The organism is uncultured Cellulomonas sp. (assembly GCF_963527515.1).
Taxonomy (GTDB): domain Bacteria; phylum Actinomycetota; class Actinomycetes; order Actinomycetales; family Cellulomonadaceae; genus Cellulomonas.
In genome coordinates this window covers 110,264-132,292 of the sequence record NZ_CAURTV010000003.1, presented here as the reverse complement: position 1 = coordinate 132,292, position 22,029 = coordinate 110,264, and the positions used below count along the sequence as shown (strand labels likewise).

Here is a 22,029-nt window from a genome sequence, read left to right as displayed (position 1 = left end):
CAGCCGCAGGGCCACCGCGATCGCGCCGGTCGACCCCGCCACGAGCTCGAGCTGGTTGTCGGCGTCGACCAGGGAGCCGACGGCGCCCATCCCGCGCACGCCGGCGGCCACCAGGTCCGGGTCGTCGAGCGCGGTCCCCACCCGGGCCACCACGTACGCGACGCCGGCGAGCCCGCCGAACGCGCCGCACGGGAACCCGGTCTCGCGCCAGACGTCGAGGTCGAGCTGGTCGGCGAGCGGTTCGACCACGCTGCGGGCAGCGCCGGCCAGGTCGCCGCGGCCGGTCACCTGGGCCAGCTGGCCCAGGAACAGCGCGATCCCGGTGATCCCGCCGTACAGGTCGTACCCGAGGTTGCCCGGCTGCCAGAACTGCGCGTCGCTCGAGGTCACCAGGGGCCCCACCCACGTGCTGGGGAACCGCGGCTCGGTCGAGCGGATCATGGTGCGGGCCAGGTGCTCGCCGATCTCGGTGGCCGCCGCGACCGCACGTCCCGGGCCGGGCCGGGCGGACGCGCCCCGAGGCGCGAGCCGCGTGCCGGTCGCGTCCCCGCTCGTGTCGTACTTCGACATGAACGACATGGCGACGAGGGCGACCTGCCGGTCTCGGTCCTCGGCGCTCGCGGCGTCGATCTTGGCCAGCACGCCGTCCAGCGGGCACGCCTCGAGGCAGTCCTCGATCTGCAGGCCGGTGCTCGTGGTGAGGCTGCGCGACGAGGCCGAGGCGACGAAGTACGGGACGTCGCCGTCGAGCAGGTCCGTGAGCTCCGCGCGCGTGACCCGCGGGTCGGTCTCCGGGCGCCGGAGCCCCACCCGGTGCAGCACGATCCGCGCCTGGGGGCCGTCGCCCTGGAACGACGGGTGCGTCGCCATCCGCAGCAGCTGCGCGTAGAAGAACGTCGGGTTGTGGATGTACCGCACCACGACGTCGCCGAACAGCTCCGCGACGAGCGCCCGCAGCGTCGAGCGCCGGCGCAGCGCCCAGTCGTAGACCTCGACGAACCCGGCCTGCACCTGCGCGGAGGCCGACTCGGCCACCCCGGGTGCCCGCGGCAGCGCCGGCACCCCGGCCTCCTCGTCGACGCTCTGGAAGCTGAACTCGATGCGCAGGTCGTCGCGACCGCGGTTGCGCAGCACGAACGAGCGGAACGGGGCGACGGCGCCGGGCACGTACCCGACCGCGCCGACGTTCAGCGCGGGCTCGCCGGTGAGCTCCTCGTGGGCCACGACCGACGGCAGGATGCCGATGGCGCACACCGACTCCGCCAGCAGGTCGGTGGCCCGCTGCGTCGCGCTGCCGTCACCGTGCTCCGCGGCGCGCGACAGCCGCGGGTGCAGCAGCGTCTCCAGGTCGACGACGACCGGGTTGCGACCGTCGCAGACCACGTTCTCGAAGTGCACGTCGCGCCCGTCGATGAGGTGCAGCACCGCCGTGAGCCGGCCGATGTCCCGGTAGTAGGCGTCGGCGTCGGCGGGTGCGAGCTCGCCCCGCCGCACGAACTCCGACCAGCCGCCGGACGGGGTCGCGTGCACCCGCAGCGTCCGCAGCCCGAGACCGAGCTCGCCGTCCACCGCTGCCAGCAGCCGCTGGAACGCCAGGTCGATGCGCAGGTCGCGTGGCTTGTAGACGAGCGTGTGCCCCCCGACCAGCTCGACCATGGCGACCGTGCGACCGCCGCGGTGCGAGTCGCCCCGCCCGACGACGAGCCGGTGCACCGACGGCGAGGGGCCGATCTCGGGGAACAGCGCGCTCAGGGCCGCGGACTCCCGGGTGGTGGCGTCCAGCACCTCGATCACGTACCCGAGCAGCTGGGACGCCTTGGTCTGCAGCCGGCCGAGCAGGCGACCGTGCCGGGCGGCGAGGTCGGAGCGCACCTGCGGGTCCCGCAGCCGCGCCAGGAAGTCGTCGTACCGCTCCTCGGACGTGCCCCCGCGCAGCTCCCCCCGGTCCCGCGTGGCGTGCAGCTCCGCGACGAGCGTGCGGACCGCCTCGTTGAAGAGCAGCGAGTGCAGCGCCGCGACGACCTCGCGCCGCACCAGGGAGGGGTCCGCGACGATCGAGGCCCGCGCCAGGGCCCGGTCGAAGTCGGCGACCGGCGCGGCGACGACCGAGAAGAGCCACTCGCCGAACGGCAGCTCCGCGTCCTCGGCCACCCCGGGGGTGCTCGGGGACGCGTCCAGCGGTTGGGTGGCAGCGGCGGGCCGGGAGAGCACGTCCTCGACGTCACCGTCGGACAGCGCCCGGAAGAGGTCGTCCAGCTCCTCCCGCGTCGCGAGCTCGGGGAACAGCCGGGCGACGTCGTCAACCGTGGTGTACATGCGTCGGGAGCTCCGTCCTGGGAGGGCCGTACGGGAAGGGGGGACGGGTGCGGGCCGTCCAGCGGCGGCGGCCCGCACCCGCCGTCAGCACGTGGTCAGCCGCAGTTCTTCTGGCACTCGACCGTCCAGGTGCACAGGTGCCCCTTGTTGCCCAGGACCCAGCTGCCGCCGAAGCACGCGAGCGACGTGAGCAGGTCGCCCCACCCGCCGCCGACCGTCGTCAGGCCCTGGTTGTCGATCTCCTCCAGCACGCTGACGCTCGGGTCGATCGATCCGTTCATGTCCGCCTCCTCCACCCTGGGTGCGCCGGGACGGGGAGTCGCGGCGTCGCGACGAACCTGGCGTCGGCCGCGGTGCCGGCGCCACGGGTCCATCACGGACTCTTCTGGCGGTGACGCGAGACGTGCGTTCCGCACACCTGTCGCGTGCGCTGCGCGCGCCGGGGGACGGCCGCTGGGCGCCCCGAGCAACTGCAGTTACAGTGGCGCGGTGCACGCAGGGGGGCTCGCGGACATGGGAGGGCGCGCTGCCGCGCCGATCCGCTGGCGTGCCCGGACGTGGCGCCGGGAACCGGCGCTCCTCGTCCTGGACGTCGCGCTGGTGCTCGCGTCGTGCGTGCCGCTCGTCGTGCTGGCCCTAGCGGGTGCCTCAGCACCAATCCTCGCGGTCGCAGCCGCCCTCACCGTGCACCTGGCGGCGCTGGCTCTCGCCGCGTTCTCGCCGCGCGCACGCGTCCCTGGGCGGCCGGCACCCGTCCTCGCCGCCCTGGCGGTCACGTGCTACCTCCCCGTCCCGCTGCTCGGGCTGCCGTGGGCCGACTCCGCCGCCGTCCTGCTCGCCGCCCTGGCCACGGCCCCCACCCGCTGGCGCGTGACGCTGGCGGCGTCGCTCGTCCTCGTCCACACGACCGTCGCCGTGCTCGTGGGACGTGCGCAGGGGACGGACCCCGTCGACGACCCCGCGCGGCTCGTCGGCACGGCCGTGCTGCTCTCGGTCCTGGCCTGGCTGGTCGGCGTGTGGCGCCGGCGGGAGCACCTGCACGACCGGGAGGTCCTGGCGGCCGTCCGGTCGGAGCGGCTGCGCATCGCGCGCGACGTGCACGACGTCCTGGGCACCGGCCTGACGGCCATCTCGCTCAAGGCGGGACTGGCACGCCGCCACCACGAGCTGGCGGAGGACACGCACCTGCGTCGGGAGCTGGACGAGATCAGCGACCTCGGGTCACGGACCGGCGCCGACCTGCGCAGCATCATCCACGCGTGGCGCTCGCCGTGCCTCGTGCGCGAGGTCGAGCGCGGCGTGGCGGCGCTCCGGGCGGCCGGCGCGACGTGCGAGGTCCGCCTCGACCCGACGCCTCTGCCGCCGGACGTCGTCGACGCCCTGGCGTGGGTGGCCGGCGAGGCGCTGACCAACGTGCTCCGGCACAGCAGCGCCACGACCTGCCTGGTCGAGACCCGAGCGACTGCCTCCGGGGTCCGCCTGCGGGTGGTCAACGACGGGGTCGGCGCGGCCGCCCGGGCCGGGGTGCTGCGTACGTCGGGCTCCCCCGGGTTCGGTCTGCCGGGGATCACGGAGCGGCTGGCGCTGCAGGGCGGCGACCTGGTGACCTCGGCGACGGGCGACATCTGGGAGCTCGAGGCGTGGCTGCCCGTGGTGCCGGAGGTCGGCTCCCCCGGACGCGTGGCCGACGGGCAGGTGGCGCTGTGACGGTGCGGCTGCTCGTGGCGGAGGACATGGCCGTCGTCCGTGGCGCGCTGGTCTCGCTCCTGGAGCGCGAACCCGACTTCGAGGTGGTCGCGGAGGTCGAGCGGGGCGACCTCGTCCTGCCGGCCGCGCGGCGGAACGAGCCCGACGTCGCGCTCCTTGACGTGACGATGCCCGGACAGGACGGGCTGTCGGCGGCGAACGACCTGGCCTGCGCGATGCCGCAGGTCAAGGTCATGATCCTCACGGAGTCCAGCTGTCCCGGCACGTTCCGCGCAGCCATGGAGGCCGGCGTCTGCGGGTTCGTCCGCAAGACCGCGGACGTGCGCACGCTCGTCGACGGGATCCGCTCGGTCGCCCACGGCGGGCAGACGTTCGACACCGGGCTCGCCGTGGCCGCGATGCGCCTGGGCGCCAACCCGCTGCGCGCCCGGGAGGCCGAGCTGCTCGGCATGCTGGCCGAGGGCGCGACGGTCGGCGAGTGCGCGCGCACCCTCTACCTGGCCCCCGGGACGGTGCGCAACTGCCTGCGGCGGGCGGTCGACCGCCTCGGCGCGCGCGGCCGAACGGACGCCATCCGCATCGCGCGGCAGAACGGCTGGATCTGAGCGACACCGGGTCGGCGTACCGTTCGCCTCGTGAGCGAGGACACGCGCAGCACCACCCACGAGTACGACCGCTTCGGCCCGTGGATCGACGAGGTCACCACCGCCGAGGACGTCCCGCGTCTCTACCGCGACCACCCGCTCGACCTCGCGGGCGCGCGGCTGGTGCTCAAGGTGCCGCGCAACATCGCGCGGCGTGACGCCACGCCGGACATGGACCTGTACGACCACCTGCTCGTCGCCGACGCCGACCGGCTCACCGTGCTCAGCCGGCAGGCGAGCGGCCCGTACTCGGTGCGCAGCGTGGCGCTCCGTGAGGTGGTGGCGGTCCGGGATGTGGTCAGCCTCCTCGACGGCCGGCTCACCGTGCACACCGCGGACGGAGCGACCCTGTCCGTGGCCTACAACGGCTCGGCGCGGGCGAACGTGTCCCGCCTCGTCGACGAGCTGCGCACCGCGGCGGCGGAGCTCCCGAGCGCGGTCGGTCGCGCCCTGCTCGCCGCGGCCCGCACCCACGCCCAGACCCCGCCGGTGGACGCCGGTCCCGACGACGTCGGTGTGACCACCCAGTACCTCGAGGCGGTCCGCCAGCGTCCCGGCCTGCGTCCCTGGGTCTGGCACGGGCGCAGCGCGGTCCGGCCGCTCGGGTCCGGCGCGGCGGGAGCGGTCCGGAGCCTCACGCACGCGATCTCGCCGATGACCCTGCACGGCGCGGTCCTGGCTGCGGACGAGCTCGTGCTCGAGGTGTTCGGCCGGCACGAGTGGCTCGTCCGCGGCAGCAGCCCCGTGCACTCAGCGTCCCGCCTGGTGCTGCCGCTGGCTGCACCCGACGGGCTCCAGGTGGGCCCGCACCCGCGGTACGCGGGCGCCACGACGGTCACCGTCACGGCGGGAGCGTCGCGCGTGGAGCTCGTCGTACCGACCGGCTCGCCGGCCCACCGGCTGCTGGGCGTGGCGGCGACCGGCGCCTGAGCACGGTCAGCGCGTCGGGACCTCGACCTCCACGCGGACGACGTCGCCCGTGCGCCGGAACACCCGCTCGCTGACCCCCGTGTCGAGCGCGCCGTCGACGCCCTCGACCCGGGTGCCGTCGGCGAGGTGCGCGACGACGGTGAGAACCGCCCCTGCCGCCTCGACGCGCCGGTAGACCACCGGCACCTGGCAGAAGGTGAACGCCAGCGAGCCCGCTCGCAGCGCGAGCACCCGCTCCTGCTGGGCGCGGTCGTGGTAGGTGAACGTGGTCGGTGCCGTGGTCCACTCGTCGGCGCGCAGCAGCACGGGCCGCACGACGACGCGACCGCCCTCGACCCGCAGCCCCAGCTCGCCGAGCCGGGTGAGGATCTCCTCCTTGACCTGGCCCGTCATGCCGGGCTGCCGGGCGCCCTTGCCGGCCGGCGTGTGCGAGTACGGGTCCACCGGGAACGCGCCGTACACGTCCGGCGTCTTGCAGTAGCCGAGACCGAGCCGGACGTCCTCGTAGGCGGCCGCGAGCCCCGCCACCACGGCCGCGTCGGCCCCCGCGACGACCGCACGCTCGTGGTTCTCCTGCACGGCGAGCAGCAGCTTGGACACCATGTGCCAGTAGATGCTGCCGAGCCCCTCGTACGCGAAGAACGACCCCGACCGGCCGGTGAACTCGGCGTGCCGGAACACCTGCTCGAACACGTCGAGCACGGCGGCGCGACCGTCGGAGACGCCCGGGACGCGGCTCGACAGCGCGTCGAGCGCGGCGTCGAGATCGCGGGCGTTGTGCAGGCCGGGCGCGAACCGGTGGTCGCCGCGCACGTCGCGCAGCACGATCGACGTGTCACCGGCCGCGACGAGCGCCGTGAGCAGCGGCGCCGACGCGGTCTGCTCCGCGGTGATCAGGTTGCGCGCCAGGAACGTCGGCAGCTCGCGGTCGGGGTAGAGCTGGTAGGAGTGCTGGTCCGCCCGGTAGAGCGCGCTGCTCCGCAGGGCCCCCAGCAGGTCCAGGGCCTCCGCGGGGGTGAGCAGACCGGACGACAGCACCGCGACCTGACCCTCCAGCATCTCCTGCAGTCGACCGATGGCCGCCCCGTCCCGCAGGTCCAGCAGGTTGTACGCGTGGAACAGGCCGTCCTCGCGACGGTTGGCCCGCAGGGCCGCGTCGACGTAGACCTGCGCGTCCGCGAGGAACCCCTGCACCGCCGCCGCCGGCACCGCGGTGCGCTCGCCGCCGAACCCGGCGTACACGCGGGTGCGGTACGCGGTGCCCGCCGCACCGAGCGCGTCCATGACCGCCCGCCGGCCGCGGTCGTCGAACCCGGCGACCGCCTGCTCGCGGTGCTGGTCCAGCGCCGCGTGCACGCCCGACAGCAGGCCGGCGAGCTCGCTGGTCACGGTGAGGTCGTCGGCCAGCAGGTCCCGCGCCAGGGTCAGGGCGCGGCGCAGGTACGCGAGCGTGACGACGGACAGGCCCTTGCCGACCAGCGCGTTGTTGGCGTCGTTCCACTCGGGCCGCTGGGTGTTCATCCAGATGCCGCCGTCGGGCACCAGGTTGACCACCTTGGCCAGGATGGTGAGCAGGACCTTCTCGCCCAGCGACACCCGCACCAGCTCGCCGTCGGGGCCGTGCACGAGCCGGCCGTCCGCGCCCTCGGTCTCGACGCGCCGGACCACCCGCTCCTCGGTCTCGGTGTCGAACGCGATCGTCGCGATCGGCTCGACGACCGTCTCGTCGTAGGTGGCGATGCGGTACGGCACGTCGGCGTGCGTGAAGACGGCCCGGTCGACGAGCGCCTCGAGCCGACCCGGGTGGAACCGGCGCGACGCCTCCAGCAGCTTGACCAGGTAGATCACCTGGTGGTCGCTCCAGTAGCCGATGTTCGCCCACGGGTTCGACGGCTCGGGCACCTCCCAGTCGATGCCGGAGCGCGAGATGCGGTACGGGTTGTACCCGTCGGCCGTCGTCGCGTCGAGGAACACCGCGACCATCGACTCGACGTACTCCGGGAACGACCAGGCCAGCGCCTCCCAGTTCTGGAAGATGTCCCGCCAGTTGCCCTGGAAGTCGACGCGCGTCTCGCCGGCCGCGTCGGTCAGGGCGATCTTGAACTTGTTCCAGGGGCGGCTCGGGTCGCCGTGCCGGCGGCTGAACGTCAGCGGCAGGTACTCGCGGACGAGCCGCAGCAGGTCCGGGTCGCCGGACGCGTCGGCCCGCGCCACCAGGTCGTCGAGCTGCTCGGTGCCGGCCAGCCCGTCGAACCAGGCGGCGCTGCGCTGCGCGGTCCGGGGGCTGCGCTCGGCGACGAACGCCCGCAGGTCGGCCGTGCGGACGGCGTACCCGTCGACCAGCACCCCGCCGCGCATGACGTTGAACAGCACGTTCGCGCGGTGGTGGGCTGTGGCCAGCTCGTCGCCCGTGACCTGCGCGGCGTCGGCGGTGCCCACCAGCAGGTCGAGGTGCGCGCGGGTGGCCTCCACGTCCACGGCGAGGGCGTCGGCCGCGGTCGCGGGGTCGGCGAGGGCGGTCTGCAGGCGCACGACGTCGGCGGCGCTCTGGTCGACGTCGGCGACGACGCTCCAGCGGCGCTGCTCGCCGGGGGCGAGCGTGAGGTGGGTGCGGACCAGGTACGCGCCCTTCTCCCCCCGCACCTCGTGCTCAGCGGCGACCGCGCGGCCGGTGGCGAACGCGCCGACCTGCCGCACGGACAGCAGGTGGTCGACGCCGTCGAGCCCGACCTGCCACGCGACGGTCGTCGAGAGCGACTCGCTGGGGTCGGCCTTGTCGGTGAGCGTCGAGTTCAGGTAGACGAGTCCCAGGCCGGTCGCGGCGTCGACCTCCGCACGCTTGTACGCGTCGAGCAGGCTGCTCAGCTCGCCCTGGGTCTGCACGGTGACGCCCGCCGGCAGCAGGTCGACGAAGCCGTCCAGGACCTCGGCGCGCACGTGCCGGTCGGTCGTCGACGTGAGCTCCACCTCGCGCACGACCCCGTACCGGGCGGCGGTCCGCCACGTCACGCGCACGCGCAGCCCGAGGTCGGGCCGCAGCTCCTCGAACACCAGGGTGGTGCCGAGCGGGTCCTTGTAGAGGTGGCGCTCGACGTCCGGGTCGCCCGGCCGGCGCGGTGCGAAGGGCTGCCAGAACACGGTGCCGTCGGCCGTGGCGACGCGCAGCAGCGTGAGCCCGCCCGTGCGCCCGGCACCCGCGGCGACCTTGTCCTCGGTGGCATAGGGGAACAGGGCGCGGTCGGCCTCCTCGCGGCCCGCGGTGACGCCGCCCGTGCTGGAGATGAACAGCCACAGGTCGCTCGCGCCGACCAGCGTCATGAAGAACGGCGGCAGGTCGTCGTAGGACGGGATGCGGTAGAAGCGTCGGCCGTCGAGGTCGACGAGACCGGCCTCGGGGGCGTCGGGCACCAGGGCCTGGTGGTCCGTGGGTGCGAGGGTCTGCGACGCCATTGCCGGTGTCCTTCGTTCGTCCGCGCGTGGGCCCGTGGCGGGCCGCGTCGGTGCGGCCGTGGGTGCGCTCCCATAGGGTGACACGTGTCAACGTTGAAGGCAATGACGCGGGGCGTGGGCAGGGGCTCGACTCGGCCGGTGCGGGCGCTACGGTGGCGCCCGCACCGTCACTCCCGGGAGGGAAACCATGAGCATGACCGCCGGCTACCTCACCAGGAACGCCGACAGGTTCCGCATCGTCGTCGCGATGTGGGTCGTCGTCGGCTTCGGCGGGTTCCTGCTCTTCGGCGCCTTCGGCCTCATGCTCGTCACGGGTACCGGCATGTTCGCCGACAAGGCGGTCGTCGACCCCGGTCTGGAGTTCGCCCCCGGCCGGGAGGTGGCCATCCGCGATGGCGCGGGCCCCGGCAACTTCCTGGTGCTGGCCCACCCCACCTCGGTGGACCTGCGCACCGTCGAGTGCACGTGGAAGAGCCAGGTGTACAGCACGGGCGAGCAGAACGTCGGCCGCCTGGAGATCGCCCGGCCGGACGGCGTCGCCGCCACCGTGACCACCTCGGGGCCGACGACGCGCAGCTTCGTGCCACTCGCCGCGACGCAGGACACCGAGTGGATGGAACCGAGCCTTCTGACCTGCTCCGGGAGAGGCGCCGAGTCCTTCGCGATCGCGTCGGCGGACGGCATCATGACGGACCGCTTCCGCTGGGGCACCGGCGCCGTGCTGCTGCTCCTGGCTCCGGTGATGGCCGGGCTGGGGGCGCTCGCCCTGCACTTCACGCGGAAGTGGTACCGCCAGCGCGCGTCGGCGACCGTGACGACGGGACCCACCCCTCGTCGTCCCGGATCGCTCGCATGATCCGTCGGCTGATCTCCCGCACCTGCCCTGCCTGAGCCTGCGTCAGCGGGTCGAGGACGAGCTGCCGGACCGTGCGCACGTGGCCCGGCGTCGCCTGGTCGAGCTTCTCGACGCCGCGATCGGTGAGCGTCGCCAGGGTGTAGCGCCCGTCGCTGGCGTCGGGCGCGCGACGCACCCACTCCTTCGTCTCGAGCCGCGCCACCGCACGGGAGAGCCGGGACAGCGAGCTGTTGGCGTACCCGGCCAGGACGCTCATCCGGAGGGTGCGGTCGGGGGCGTCGGCGAGCGCGAACAGGATGCCGTACTCGAAGTGCGAGAGCTCGGCGTCGCGCTGCAGCTGGGCGTCGAGCGCGGCCGGCAACCACTCCAGGACGGTGGCCAGGGAGGACCAGGTCTGGAGGTCCTCGCCGCTGAGCGTCGGCGCGGTGCTGGAGTCTGGCATGGCAGCAGCGTACGGGGGATGACTTGATCAGGAAAGCCACCCGGGCTACGTTTCACTTGACCAGGAAAGTGAAATCGCGGAGGACGTGGGAACAGATGGATCTGCAGCTGACCGGCAGGCGGGCGTTCGTGAGCGGCTCGACGCAAGGGATCGGGTACGCGATCGCGCGGGGCCTGCTCCACGAGGGAGCCTCCGTCGTCATCAACGGGAGGAGCGCCGGCAGGGCACAGGAGGCGGTGCAGCGGCTCGAGGCAGACGTCCCGGGAGCGGTGGTCTCCGCGCTGGTCGCGGACTTCGCGGACCCGTCGCAGGTCAGTCGGCTCCTGGACGACCTGGGGGAGGTCGACGTCCTGGTGAACAACGTCGGCGTGTTCGGGCTCTCCGCGTTCGGCGCCATCACCGATGAGGAGTGGCAGCACTACGTCGACGTCAACCTCATGAGTGGCGTCCGGCTATCACGACAGCTGCTCCCCGGCATGCTGACCCGGGGCTGGGGCCGCATCCTCTTCGTCAGCAGCGAGTCGGGCGTGAACGTCCCGGCCGACATGGTGCACTACGGCGTCACCAAGGCCGGGATGATCGCGCTCGCCAACGGGCTGGCGAAGCTCACGCGCGGCACGGAGGTGACCGTGAACACGATCCTCGGCGGACCGACCTTTTCCGACGGGGTCGCCGCGACCGTCACGCGGTTCGCCGACGCCCAGGACATGGAGCCGGCGGACCTGAAGGCCGCCATCGCCGCCGGGAACCCGACGTCGCTCCTGCAGCGGTTCATCGAGCCCCGTGAGATCGCCAACCTCGCGGTCTACCTGGCCAGCCCGCTGTCGTCCGCGACGAACGGCGCCGCCCTGCGCGCCGACGGCGGGGTGCTGACGACCCTGACGTGAGCGCCGGACCAGCGCGTGACGTCCACAGCCGCTACAGCTCGCGGCGCAGGTCGAGGGCGCGGAGCCGGCTGGGCTCGCGGGCCAGAACCTCGTCGACGCGCGCTGCGGCAGTCACGTGCTCTCCGCGCAGGGCGGCGACCTGGGCGTCGAGGAGCATCGCCGTCGTCGTGGCTGCCGCCTGCAGGTCGTCCTGGAACAGCAGGAGGGTCGGCAGCGAGGTGGAGAAGTAGTCGACCGTGGCGGGTGTCGACCGCAGCGTGACGGCGTGCTGCGCGAGGTCGTCCGTGAGCGAGTCGGCACGGAGGTCGTCGCCGAGACGGCGCCTCGCGAGCACCGCGTAGTACGTCAGCTCGGAGAGCTGGACCGGCGCCATGCTCTGGAAGTCGCCGGTCGAGCCGGCCGCGCGCGACCACGCCTCGCGCGCGCCGACGTCGTCGCCCGTCGCCGCGAGCGCGTCGCCGAGCACCAGGTGCAGCTGGGCAGTGTTCGACAACGGGTGCCGGGCCTCACCGAGGCTCGTCGGGAGCTCGAACGCCGCGCGCACCTGCTCGAGCGCGGCCGCGCCGTCGCCGCCGTCGAGCGACCGGCGCGCGAGGGCCAGCAGCGCCTCGTCCCACGCCGAGAGCACCTGCCCTTCGCCGCCCTCCCACGGCTGGAACCGCCGGGAACGCAGCACCTCGAGCGCCGCCTCGGGCCTGCCGGTCGCGGTGCACAGCTGGGCGAGCTCGACGCTGAGGTCGTCGCGGGCGGCCACCGCCGCGGGCTCAGCCTCGAGTACCGCCAGGCGCTCCGCGGGCGTGCTGCCGGACCGCTTCGCCAGCTGGTCGCGCTCGTAGACCAGACGCGGGTCGCCGGGGGCGATCGCGAGCGCTCGTCCGTAGTGCTGCCGGGCGACGTCCGGGTCCTCCAAGACGTTGAAGGCAGCGACCGCGAGGTTGCGCCACACCACCGGGTCGTGCGGGTCGAGCTCGGTCGAGGTGCGCCAGGCGCCGATCGCGTCGTGGTGGCGGCGCTGGAAGTAGAGCCAGTGCCCGAGGACGGCCCAGGCGCGGGCGTCGTGCGGATGGGTTCGGACGTGGGCCTGGAGCATGTCGGCGTCGGCGAGACGGGACGCGAGGCAGTGGACGCCAGGCGAGGTGCCCGCCCGCACACGCTGGCGCGCCGCGGCGGAGCTCTCCCCCGCCGTGTCGAGGATCCGAGCGGCGTGCAGGTGCACCAGCGGCCGGACCTCGACCTGGCCGAGGGCGGGCTCGGTCCCGGCCGCGACCTCGAGCACACGGACGGCGTCGCGCCACGATCCGAGCGAGTCGTACTCCAGCGCCACGTCGAGCAGCGTCGGGGCGTCGGCCGCCACGGGCCGACCCGCCAGATCGCGGGTCCAGACGTCCAGGGGATCGACCTCCAACGAGCGCGCCAGCACCGCGTCCGCCTCTGTTCCTCGGCCGACCCGGCGCAGCAGCACCGCGAGCACCGCACGTGCCTGCAGCTGCTCGGGGTCGGCGCCCACCGCCGCACGCACATGGTCCAGCGCCGGCCGGTCGCGCCCGCGGGAGGCGTCGAGCCGTGCCATCGCCAGGAGCGCGGGCCCGCGCCACGCCTGGCTCCAGCGAGCCTTGCCCCACATCTCGTCGGCCTCGTCGGGCCGGCCGGTCCGGGCGAGGATCTGCCCGAGACGGAAGGCCGCCTCCCCGTCGGCGGGGTTCGTGTTCAGTCGGGTCTGGCGCGCGAGCGCGGCGCGCAGGTGGTGCTCAGCCTCGGCGTACCGCCCGGCCCGGAACCGCCGGGCGGCGAGGGCGAGGTGCGAGCGGTGGTCGCCCCCGTCGCGGCGCAGCGCCTCGAGCCAGTACGGCTCCGGGGACCGCGTCGCGTGGCGGTACTGCTCCAGGTGGACACCCGTGAGGTAGAGCTCGTCGACGGACGGCACGTCCTGCGGCGCGGCGGGCTCCTGTGCGGGCTCGGGCAGGTCCGGGGACGTGGGCGTCGCGCGGGGCCGCCAGGCCAGGAGCTCCTCGCCGTCGTGCTCCACGACGAGGGTCAGGTCCTCCGGTCGCCAGGCACCGTCGAGGCGCACGGCATGAACGATCGGACGGTCCGGGGCGGCATCCGTCGTGACCCGCCACAGCGTCGCGCCGTCAGGTCCGACGACCCGCACCGTGGTCGCCGTCCGCACCCGAGTGACCGCGGCGGCGACCCGGAGCCGGGTGGAGCTCCCGTCGGGGGTCGCGTCGAGCCGCACGGCCGCCTCGAGGGTGGCCTGGTGGACCGGACCGGTCTCCTGCAGCGGGTACCAGTACTGGCTGAACGTCTTCGTCTCGCCCGGAGCCAGGAACGCGAAGTCGGGCTGGTTGTCGGTGAAGACGCCGGCCATGAGCTCGACGTAGGGCCCGTCGGTGTCCGTGAGGTTCGCGTCCCATGCCCTGCCGAACGCGCCGGTGCCCCAGGTCCACTGCTTCTTGCCGGGCGCCACCTGGTGGTCGGCCCAGTGCACGAAGCCCGCGCGGCGTCCGTGGTCGTACCCGCCGAAGAAGTCGTCCTGGGTGCCCAGCGCCATGTACGAGGTGGGCACGGGGATGTTGCGGTACCAGTCGATCCGGTCGCCGTCGGGGTGTGCGGCGTCCCTGCCACCCGGGTAGTCGATCCCGTAGTAGGGCCGGTCGGCCGCGGGGAACGCCGTCACCGCGCGCCTGGCGTGGTCGGCCACCGCATGCACGTCGGTCGGGAAGAACGACTGGTAGTCGTCGTTGACGGCCGCTGCGACGTTCGCCCACCACAGGAAGGTCTGCACGTCGTCGGTGCGGTTGAACAGCCGGACGCGCAGCTCGATCACCGAGGAGTCGGGTCGGAGGCGCACACCGTGCATGCCCTTCATCCGCGAGAACGGGTCGTGGTCGGAGCACCACACGGTGACGGCACCGTCGGCCTCGTGCTCGATCGTCGCCTCGACCGCCAGGAACGTCGCCGGACGGTGGTGCTGCGGCCAGTTGAGCTCGACGCCGCCGGAGATCCACGGTCCCGCGAGCCCGACGAGCGCCGGCTTGATGACGTTGTTCCGGTAGAAGAAGTCGTACCCGTTCGTCGTGTCCATCCCGACGTGGATGCGCCCGCCGAGCTCCGGCAGGATCATCAGCCGGACCCACGGGTTCTCCAGGTGGATCGCGTCCCACACCTGCGGGGCCTTCGTCGCGCTGATGCGCTCGTGGAACGGCAGGGGGTACACCTGCCCGGACGACCCCTGGTAGACGCGGTTCTCGAGGAACGCCGGGTAGCGGTCCGGCGGGTCCGGCAGGTACGTGTCGATCGTGACCGGCTGGCGCCATGCCGCGACCCCCTCGTGCGCGAGGTGCGCGGGGACGGGCGGGAGGTCAAGCCGGGACTCGTCGTCGAGCATGACCAGGACGCTACGGCCCGACCCGGCTGGTGCAGAATGGGAGTTCCCCCGCGACACATGGACGAATCGATGACGGAACCACTGATCCGCCGACGCGAAGGATTCGCCGGTCAGCGGATGCGCGTGCTGCCCCGGCCGCTTGTCGCCCTGGCGTCGTCGTCGCCCCCGTTGTCGCAGCTGCTCGTCACGGACGTCGGCTGCTTCCCCCGTGCGTCGACGCACGGCCGGACACGCACGCACGGTGCCGAGCAGCATGTGGTGATCGTCTGCGCCGCCGGTCGGGGTACCTGCACCGTCCCGTCGGGCGTGCACGCCGTGCAGGCCGGGCAGGCGCTCGTGATCCCCGCCGGCCTGCCGCACCGCTACGAGGCCGACGCCAAGGAGCCCTGGACGATCTGGTGGCTGCACCTCGTCGGCCAGCAGGTGCCCGCCCTCCTGGCGGCGAGCGGCGCCACCCCGGACCAGCCGGTCGTGGGCATGGGCGACCCGTCGCGCGTCATCGCCCTCATCGACACGGTCATCCGGCGCATGGAGCGCGACGAGACCATGTCCGCGCTGCTGGCCTCGTCGGGTGCCGCGTGGCACGCGATGGCGCTGCTCGCGGCAGACCGGCGGACGATCACCAGGCAGCAGGCGGACCCGGTCGACGCCACGATCGAGCACCTGCGCGCGAACGTCTCGACCCGGATCTCCCTGCCCGACCTCGCGAGGATGGCCGGGCTCAGCGTGTCCCACTACTCGGCGCTGTTCCGGCGCGCCACGGGCTACGGCGCGCTGGAGTACCAGACCCGCCTGCGCATGGGCACCGCGCGCGAGCTCCTCGACACCACCGACCGGTCCGTCGCGTCGGTCGCGGCCCAGGTGGGGTTCACCGACGCCCTGTACTTCTCCCGCCAGTTCCGGCGGATCCACGGCATGAGCCCGACCGAGTACCGCTCGCGCGACACCGGCTGACGCCCCGGACCAGCGTCGCCGCTGGTCCGGGGCCCTCGGGTCGGCGCCTTACAGGAGCCCGCGGAAGGCGAACTGGAACGTCAGCTCGGTGTCCGTGGGCAGCCGGTACTCGGGATGGGTCTGCGCACCCCAGGAGTCGTCGCCGCCGACCCCGCGGCGCTGGAGCGCCGGCCGCAGGACCGTCTGGTAGATCGGCGGCAGCTCCGTGTGGTGCGCGGCGTTCTCGATCTCGAACGGGGTCCACGGCAGGGCGGAGAGCTCCATGCCCTGCTCCGACTCCAGCCGCAGGCCGGCCCCCTGCTCGTCGGTCACGGTCGCCCACCGCACGCCGGTCCGGCTGCCCGCCTCCTGCGGACGCAGGTAGGGCGTGAGCGCGGTGCGGACGTCGGCCTCCCACACCCCCAGCCGGGCGCCAGCCCGACGGTCGACGTAGGACTCCTCGGGCCCGTCCCCGTACCAGCGCAGGCGCCGGAACGTGCTGTCGGTCGCCAGCAGGAGCCCGAGCTCCGGCATGTCCGCCAGCCCCGCGCCGGGCCGCACCGTGAGGGTGACCTCCACGCGCCCGTCACCGTCCACGAGGTAGGAGAGCTCGCACTCCCCCGCGGGCGCGGTGGGCAGCGCGTACCGGAAGCTGACGCGGACGCCGGCGTCGGTCTGCTCGACCGCCGGCTCGTCGGGGCCCCGGACGACCGTCGCGTACCGGCTGGCGACGAGCCAGGCGGCGTCCTGGGCGGGGCCGCCCCACCCGCGCTCGTTGGAGGTGGGTGCGTGCCAGAAGCTCGGCCGGGGCACGGAGCGCAGCAGCTCACGGCCGCCGTCGGGCGTCAGCCCGTAGCGGTACGAGAGCAGCCCTCCGTGCAGCCGCGAGAACAGGGCGGTGAAGTGCCGCCCTCGCACGCCGACGTTGTGGATGCCGTGGACGACCTCGGGCACGGCCGCCCGGCGGACCGGCACGGAGCCCGGGACGACCACGACCGTCTGCTCGTGCGCCACCTCGTGCCCGGCCGACGCCCAGCGCGTGCTGCGGCGGAGCCGGAACGACACGTCGACGGTGTACTCCCCGGGTGCGGTCGGCACCGTGACGGGCAGCGCGTAGACCTCCGAGGACCCGGGGTCGACGGCCGTCTCCAGCACCTCCTCCTGCAGCACCCGGCCCTCTCGGGCGAGGGTGACGACGCACTCGTGCAACGACGACGCGGTGGCCACGTGGCGGTTCTCGACCGTGACCTTGTCGCCCTCCACCACGAGCCGGTAGCCCTGGTAGAGGTAGCGCACCTCCTGGGCGATCGGCTTGAGGGTGCGATCGGCGAAGACGATGCCGTTGCCGCTGAAGTCCGAGTCGTGCGGCGCATCACCGAAGTCGCCGCCGTACCCGAAGTACTCGCGGCCCTGGGCGTCGGTGCGCCGGAGCGCCTGGTCCGCGAAGTCCCAGATGAAGCCGCCCTGGAACAGCGGCTCGCGGTAGGCGAGGTCGACGTACTTGTGGACCGCCCCGAACGAGTTGCCCATCGAGTGGGCGTACTCGCACAGCAGGTAGGGCTTGTCGCGGTGCGTCGCGAGGAACTCCTCGATCTCGGTCACCGGCGCATACATCCGGGAGACGACGTCCGTCGTCTGCGGGTGCCGCGGGTCCCAGTGCACCCCCTCGTAGTGCACCGGCCGGGAGTCCGCGCCACGGAAGTACTCCGCGACCTCCAGGATGTTCGTCCCGCCGAACGACTCGTTGCCGCACGACCACAGGACGACGCTCGCGTGGTTCTTGTCGCGCTCGAGCATGCTCGCCGCGCGGTCGAGAAGAGCGGGCAGCCACTCGGGGCGGTCGCCGGGCAACGCCTCCTCGATCCCCGCGCCGCTCACCACCCGGTCCCACATGGCGTGCGACTCGAGGTTCATCTCGTCGATGACGTACAGGCCGTACTCGTCGCACAGCTCGTAGAAGTACGAGTTGTTCGGGTAGTGGCTGGTGCGCACGGCGTTGATGTTGAGCCGCTTCATGAGCCGGATGTCGGCCTCCGTCGCCTCACGGGTCATCACGCGACCCTGGAGGCCGAAGTCGTGCCGGTTCACTCCGTTGAAGACCACGCGCGACCCGTTGACCTTGAGCAGGCCGTCCTCGATGCCGAACCGGCGTACCCCCACCCGCACCGGCACGTGCTCGGTCAGTCGGCCCGCCGCGTCGTACACGTCGAGCGTGAGGTCGTACAGGTGCGGGTGCTCCGCGCTCCACAGCCGCGGGCTCTCGATGCGGACCAGGAGCTCGTCGTCGCCCTCGAGCGGTCCGGCACCGGCGATCCGAGCATCCACCCGGCCGTCGCCCGCCAGGACGACGCGCACGCGCACCGTCGCCTCGGAGAGGTCGGCGGCGACGTCGGTCACCACCCGGACGTCCTCGACGTGCACGGCGGGCCGGCGGTACAGGACGACGTCCCGGAACAGGCCGGAGAACCGGAAGAAGTCCTGGTCCTCGATCCACGACCCGGCGCTCCACCGGACCACCTGCGCCACGATGACGTTCTCGCCGTCGACCACGGCGTCGGTGAGGTCGAACTCCGACGGGGTGAACGAGTCCGTCCCGTAGCCCACGTAGGTGCCGTTCAGCCACAGGGCGACGGCACTCTCCGCGCCGTGGAAGCTCACGCTCAGCCGCTCGCCAGGCTCGAGCGGCTGCTCGAGGGTGAACGTCCGGCGGTAGGTCGCCACCGGGTTGTACCGCTGCGGGACCTGGCCCGGCTCGAGCTGCTCGTACCCGTCCCACGGGTACTGCACGTTGGTGTACTGCGGGCGGTCGTAGCCGAGCAGCTGGACGTGGGCGGGCACCGGCACGTCGTCCCAGCCGGAGTCGTCGACGTCCACCCGCTCGAAGCCGGGGACGACGAGGGCGGGGCTCTTCGCGTAGTGCAGCTTCCACAGCCCGTTGAGCGACTGCTCGAAGGAGCTCGTCCCGGTCGTCGCCTCCTGCGCGGAGGCGAACCAGCGGTGGTCGGAGTGCGGGTCGAGCCGGTTCTCCTGGACGTACTCAGGGTCGGAGATGCGGTCGAGATCGAAGGTCACTTGATGGCTCCTGTCACGCCTTCGGCGAAGTGGCGCTGCAACAGCAGGAACACGACCATCGTGGGCACCGACACGATGAGCACGGCGAGCATGAGGCTCCCGTAGTCGGTGACGTACCCGGCGCGCATGTTCGAGAGCAGCATCGGCAAGGTCTGGTAGGCGTTGTCGACGAGGATCACCTTCGGCCACAGGAAGTTGTTCCACGAGAACAGGAAGGTGATGACCCCCGCAGCAGCGAGGGTGGGCTTCATCGTCGGCAGGTAGATGCGCGCGAAGATGTTCACCTCGCCCAGCCCGTCGAGGCGCGCCGCCTCGATGATCTCGTGCGGGAACGACCGCGAGGCCTGCCGGAACAGCAGGATCAGGAACGGCGTCGCGATCAGGGGCACGATGACCGCGAACGTCGAGTTCACCAGTCCCAGCTGCGCGAAGAGGCGGAACAACGGGATCATCGTCGCCGCGAACGGGATCATGATCGCGAGGAGCAGGATCGCCATGACGGTGTCCTTCGCCCGCGAGTGGTAGATCTCGAACGCATAGCCGGCGATCGAGCACAGGACCAGGGCGAGCACGGTCGTCGCGACGGCATTGACCGTCGAGTGGTAGGCCGCCGCCCCCAAGGGCTGGGCGTCGACGAGCGCCTTGAAGTTCTCGACGAGGTGGCTACCGGGCAGCAGCTTGGACGCCACGACCTCGTTGCTCGTGTTCGTCGCCGAGACCGCCATGAAGTAGAGCGGGAAGACCGACAGGATCACGGCGAGCGACAGGAACACATATGCGGGTATGCGGCGAAGTGTTGTCTTAGTCACGCTTGTCGCCCACCTTCATTTGAATGGCGGCCAGAACGGCCACGATGATGAGGATCGCGTAGGAGATGGCAGCCGCGTACCCGAAGTTCGGGCTGTTGCGGAACGACACGTTGTACAGGTAGTGCGACACCGTCATCGTCGTGTTGCCCGGGCCACCGGCGGTCAGGTTGAACGACTCGTCGAACATCTGCAGCGTCCCGTTGGTCGACAGGATCGCGCAGAGCAGGATGATCGGTTTGAGCTGCGGCATGGTCACGTACCAGAAGGTCTTGAACCCGTTCGCGCCGTCGACGCGGGCAGCCTCCAGGGTCGACCGGTCGATGTTCTGCAGGGCCGCCAGGAAGAAGATCATGTTGTAGCCGGTCCACCGCCACAGCAGCCCGAGGATGATGACCATCCGGGCGGTGCCGGTCTGGCCGAGCCAGTTGACGGGATCGTCGAGTATCCCGAGCTGGGTGAGCACGTCGTTCGCGAGGCCGTCCGTCGCGAAGATCTGCCGGAACACCAGTGAGTACGACACCAGGCCGACCGCGCACGGCAGGAAGATCGCCGTCCGCCAGAATCCCTTGAACCGCAGCCACGGCGCATTGAGCAGATTGGCCAGCAGCATCGCGAGCAGGAGCATGATCGGTACCTGGATCACCAGGTAGATGAACGTCGTGGTCAGCGTCAGCCGGAACTGGTCGTCCTGGAACAGCCGCTGGTAGTTCGACCACAGCGGCTCGGCCCAGCTCAGCCGGGTGCCTCGTCCCGTCTGCAGCGACAGGAACAACGCCTGGATCATCGGCCAGAAGTTGGCCAGCACGATGAAGAAGGCAGCGGGAAGGATGAACGTCCACCCGGTCAGGCTGCGGCGGCGCTCGATCGCCGACAGGGGTGGCGCCTTGGGCAGCCTGGTGGGACGGGACCTCTTCGTCCCTGGAGGGCGCACGCTCGGCGCGCGGCCCTCGGTCGGTGCGGTGGGAGCGGTCACGAGCAGCTCACCTCTTCTTCGCTTGCGACGGACAGGGCACAGAAGCGGGCGGCGAAGCCGTGGAGTGGCCTCCGCCGCCCGCCCTGGTGTCACCCCATGGCGAACTCGACGGTCTGCTGCGCCTCCTCGAGCGCAGCATCCGGGTCGGCGCCGTTGACGATGTTCGTGATGGCGACGCTCACGGCGTCACGGCCCTCGTAGTAGTAGGCGCCCGTGTTGTTGCTGGGCACCTCCGCGGCGAACTCCAGGACGTCGGCGTAGATCGGCTGCCCGCCGAAGAACTCCTGAGGCTCGCTGTAGACGGCCGACTCACCCGCCGGGAGCCAGTTGGCCAGAGCACCGGAGGCCGGGAGGATCGTGTCGTAGAACTCGGTCGAGCCGGCGAACGTCGCGTCGAGGAAGTCGCTGGCGAGCTCGGCGTTGCCACCCGAGCTGATCGCCCAGGACGAGCCACCGTTCGCCGTGTAGTTGGTGGCACCGTCGACGCCCTCGAGCTTCGGGACGTTGGTGACGGCCCACTTGCCGGACTGGTCCGCGGCCGACTGGATGGAGCCGGAGATCCACACGCCGTTGACGACGGCGGCCGTGTTCGAGTTCACGATCGTGTTGATGTACTCGTCCCACGAGTTGACCTCGACGTAGACGCCGGACTCGACGAGCTGCCCGTACATGTCGATGGCGGCCAGCAGCGCGTCGTTGTCGGTGATGGTCGGGTTGCCCTCGTCGTCGAACAGGCTCGCGCCGGCGCTCTGCAGCATCATCATGATCGTGTCCGACGAGCCGGCCTGGCCCGTGAGCAGCGGCTTGCCCGTCTTGGCCAGGACGTCCTTGCCGAGCGTGAGGAACTCGCTCCACGTGATGTCCGTGAAGTCGTCGATCGTGTAGCCGGCCTGCTCGAGGATGTCCGTCCGGTACGCGCCGATCGCGGCCCCGTTGTCGAACGGCACGCCGTAGTTGACGTCGTCGACCGTGGAGTACGCGACGACGGACTCGGGGAACTCGCTGAAGTCCACGTCGGAGTCCGAGAAGTCACCGAAGATGTCCGGGTAGTTGATGACGTTCTTCTGGAACGCGTTGTTCTGCACGAGGAAGATGTCGGGCAGCTGGTCGGTCTCGCCCGACTGGGCCAGCGTGGTCAGCTTGGTCTGCAGGTCGTCCCAGGGTGTCTCGACGATCTCGAGGGTGAAGTCCGGGTGGTCGGCCTGGTAGACCTTCTCGGCCTCCTCCAGCGCGTAGATGTTGAAGGCCGGGTCCCAGGCCCAGACCGTCAACGAGTTGTCGCCGCTGTCTCCGCTCGAGCCGGTCGTCTCGTCCGCGCCCGAGCCGCTGTCTCCGCTGCAAGCGGCGAGGGCGAGGCTCAGAGACAAGACGGCGCCCAGCGCCCCGAGCGTGCGTGTCTTCTTCATCGGGTGATCCCTTCGTGCTGTTGGTCGTCCCGTGGACCGTCGCCGGCTCTCGCCGAGCCGCCGGCTCCCGCTCGCCGCCGCGGCGTCGCGGTGGTCGATCGGGACAGGTCGACTGTGCTGTTGGAGGTCGTGCTCCGTGCTGAGGGTCAGGCGGTTAGCAGCTCCGCGCCACGGGGGTCTCGTCCACTTCGACCACGAGCAACAACAGCGTCGCTC

Annotated in this window: 15 protein-coding genes; 6 read left to right on the top strand and 9 right to left on the bottom strand. The window is 72.3% G+C overall.

Annotated elements, in window-relative coordinates; genetic code table 11:
• Together RYN42_RS02085 and RYN42_RS02080 are read right to left on the bottom strand one after the other, a co-directional pair.
• A partial coding sequence (locus tag RYN42_RS02085; RefSeq protein ID WP_315093299.1) for a type 2 lanthipeptide synthetase LanM family protein occupies positions 1–2,316 on the bottom strand: 2,316 nt, incomplete at its 3' end.
• Between the two features lie 95 nt (positions 2,317–2,411).
• Positions 2,412–2,597 carry a plantaricin C family lantibiotic gene (locus tag RYN42_RS02080; protein WP_315093297.1) on the bottom strand — a complete coding sequence of 62 codons (186 nt, stop codon included), beginning with the start codon at positions 2,595–2,597 and terminating at the stop codon, positions 2,412–2,414.
• 208 nt (positions 2,598–2,805) lie between these two features.
• Here RYN42_RS02080 and RYN42_RS02075 point away from each other — a divergent pair, with 208 nt between their 5' ends.
• From RYN42_RS02075 to RYN42_RS02065, 3 genes are read left to right on the top strand one after another with little or no spacing between them, the layout of a single operon-like run.
• Positions 2,806–4,023, top strand: a complete 1,218-nt coding sequence (locus tag RYN42_RS02075) for a histidine kinase (protein WP_315093296.1) — start codon at positions 2,806–2,808, stop codon at positions 4,021–4,023.
• Positions 4,020–4,628 (top strand): response regulator transcription factor, encoded by a 609-nt coding sequence (locus RYN42_RS02070; protein WP_315093295.1) that lies wholly within the window; start codon positions 4,020–4,022, stop codon positions 4,626–4,628. The genes RYN42_RS02075 and RYN42_RS02070 overlap by 4 nt, the downstream gene beginning before the upstream one ends.
• Before the next feature lie 30 nt (positions 4,629–4,658).
• Entirely contained in the window at positions 4,659–5,597 is a 939-nt protein-coding gene (locus RYN42_RS02065; protein WP_315093293.1) for a hypothetical protein, read from the top strand.
• Between the two features lie 6 nt (positions 5,598–5,603).
• Here the strand turns inward: RYN42_RS02065 and RYN42_RS02060 are convergent, their stop codons facing one another.
• The gene (locus RYN42_RS02060; protein ID WP_315093291.1) at positions 5,604–9,047 is read right to left on the bottom strand and encodes a hypothetical protein; all 3,444 of its coding nucleotides are present in this window, start codon (positions 9,045–9,047) and stop codon (positions 5,604–5,606) included.
• A 187-nt stretch (positions 9,048–9,234) separates the two neighbouring features.
• Between RYN42_RS02060 and RYN42_RS02055 the strand changes: the two genes are divergently transcribed.
• The gene (locus tag RYN42_RS02055) at positions 9,235–9,903 is read left to right on the top strand and encodes a hypothetical protein (protein ID WP_315093289.1); all 669 of its coding nucleotides are present in this window, start codon (positions 9,235–9,237) and stop codon (positions 9,901–9,903) included.
• Here RYN42_RS02055 and RYN42_RS02050 read toward each other — a convergent pair.
• A complete protein-coding gene (locus RYN42_RS02050; protein WP_315093288.1) occupies positions 9,821–10,345 on the bottom strand; it encodes a MarR family transcriptional regulator in 525 nt (174 codons plus the stop codon). The two genes, RYN42_RS02055 and RYN42_RS02050, sit on opposite strands and share 83 nt — an antisense overlap.
• A 95-nt stretch (positions 10,346–10,440) precedes the next feature.
• Here RYN42_RS02050 and RYN42_RS02045 point away from each other — a divergent pair, with 95 nt between their 5' ends.
• The gene (locus RYN42_RS02045; RefSeq protein WP_315093286.1) at positions 10,441–11,232 is read left to right on the top strand and encodes an SDR family oxidoreductase; all 792 of its coding nucleotides are present in this window, start codon (positions 10,441–10,443) and stop codon (positions 11,230–11,232) included.
• Between the two features lie 31 nt (positions 11,233–11,263).
• Here the strand turns inward: RYN42_RS02045 and RYN42_RS02040 are convergent, their stop codons facing one another.
• Positions 11,264–14,620, bottom strand: a complete 3,357-nt coding sequence (locus RYN42_RS02040; protein ID WP_315093284.1) for a DUF5107 domain-containing protein — start codon at positions 14,618–14,620, stop codon at positions 11,264–11,266.
• Positions 14,621–14,689: 69 nt separating this feature from the next.
• Here RYN42_RS02040 and RYN42_RS02035 point away from each other — a divergent pair, with 69 nt between their 5' ends.
• Positions 14,690–15,574: an AraC family transcriptional regulator gene (locus tag RYN42_RS02035; protein ID WP_315093282.1), complete on the top strand. Its 885-nt coding sequence runs from the start codon at positions 14,690–14,692 to the stop codon at positions 15,572–15,574.
• A gap of 48 nt (positions 15,575–15,622) precedes the next feature.
• On the opposite strand, the gene RYN42_RS02030 is transcribed toward RYN42_RS02035, so the two are convergent.
• From RYN42_RS02030 to RYN42_RS02015, 4 genes are all read right to left on the bottom strand, one after another.
• Positions 15,623–18,625, bottom strand: a complete 3,003-nt coding sequence (locus RYN42_RS02030; RefSeq protein WP_315093280.1) for a glycoside hydrolase family 2 TIM barrel-domain containing protein — start codon at positions 18,623–18,625, stop codon at positions 15,623–15,625.
• Entirely contained in the window at positions 18,622–19,398 is a 777-nt protein-coding gene (locus RYN42_RS02025) for a carbohydrate ABC transporter permease (RefSeq protein WP_315093278.1), read from the bottom strand. The genes RYN42_RS02030 and RYN42_RS02025 overlap by 4 nt, the downstream gene beginning before the upstream one ends.
• 28 nt (positions 19,399–19,426) lie before the next feature.
• Entirely contained in the window at positions 19,427–20,407 is a 981-nt protein-coding gene (locus RYN42_RS02020) for a sugar ABC transporter permease (RefSeq protein WP_315093277.1), read from the bottom strand.
• 89 nt (positions 20,408–20,496) lie between these two features.
• Complete coding sequence (locus RYN42_RS02015; RefSeq protein ID WP_315093276.1) at positions 20,497–21,813, bottom strand: ABC transporter substrate-binding protein; 1,317 nt, start codon at positions 21,811–21,813, stop codon at positions 20,497–20,499.
• Positions 21,814–22,029 lie beyond the last annotated feature (216 nt).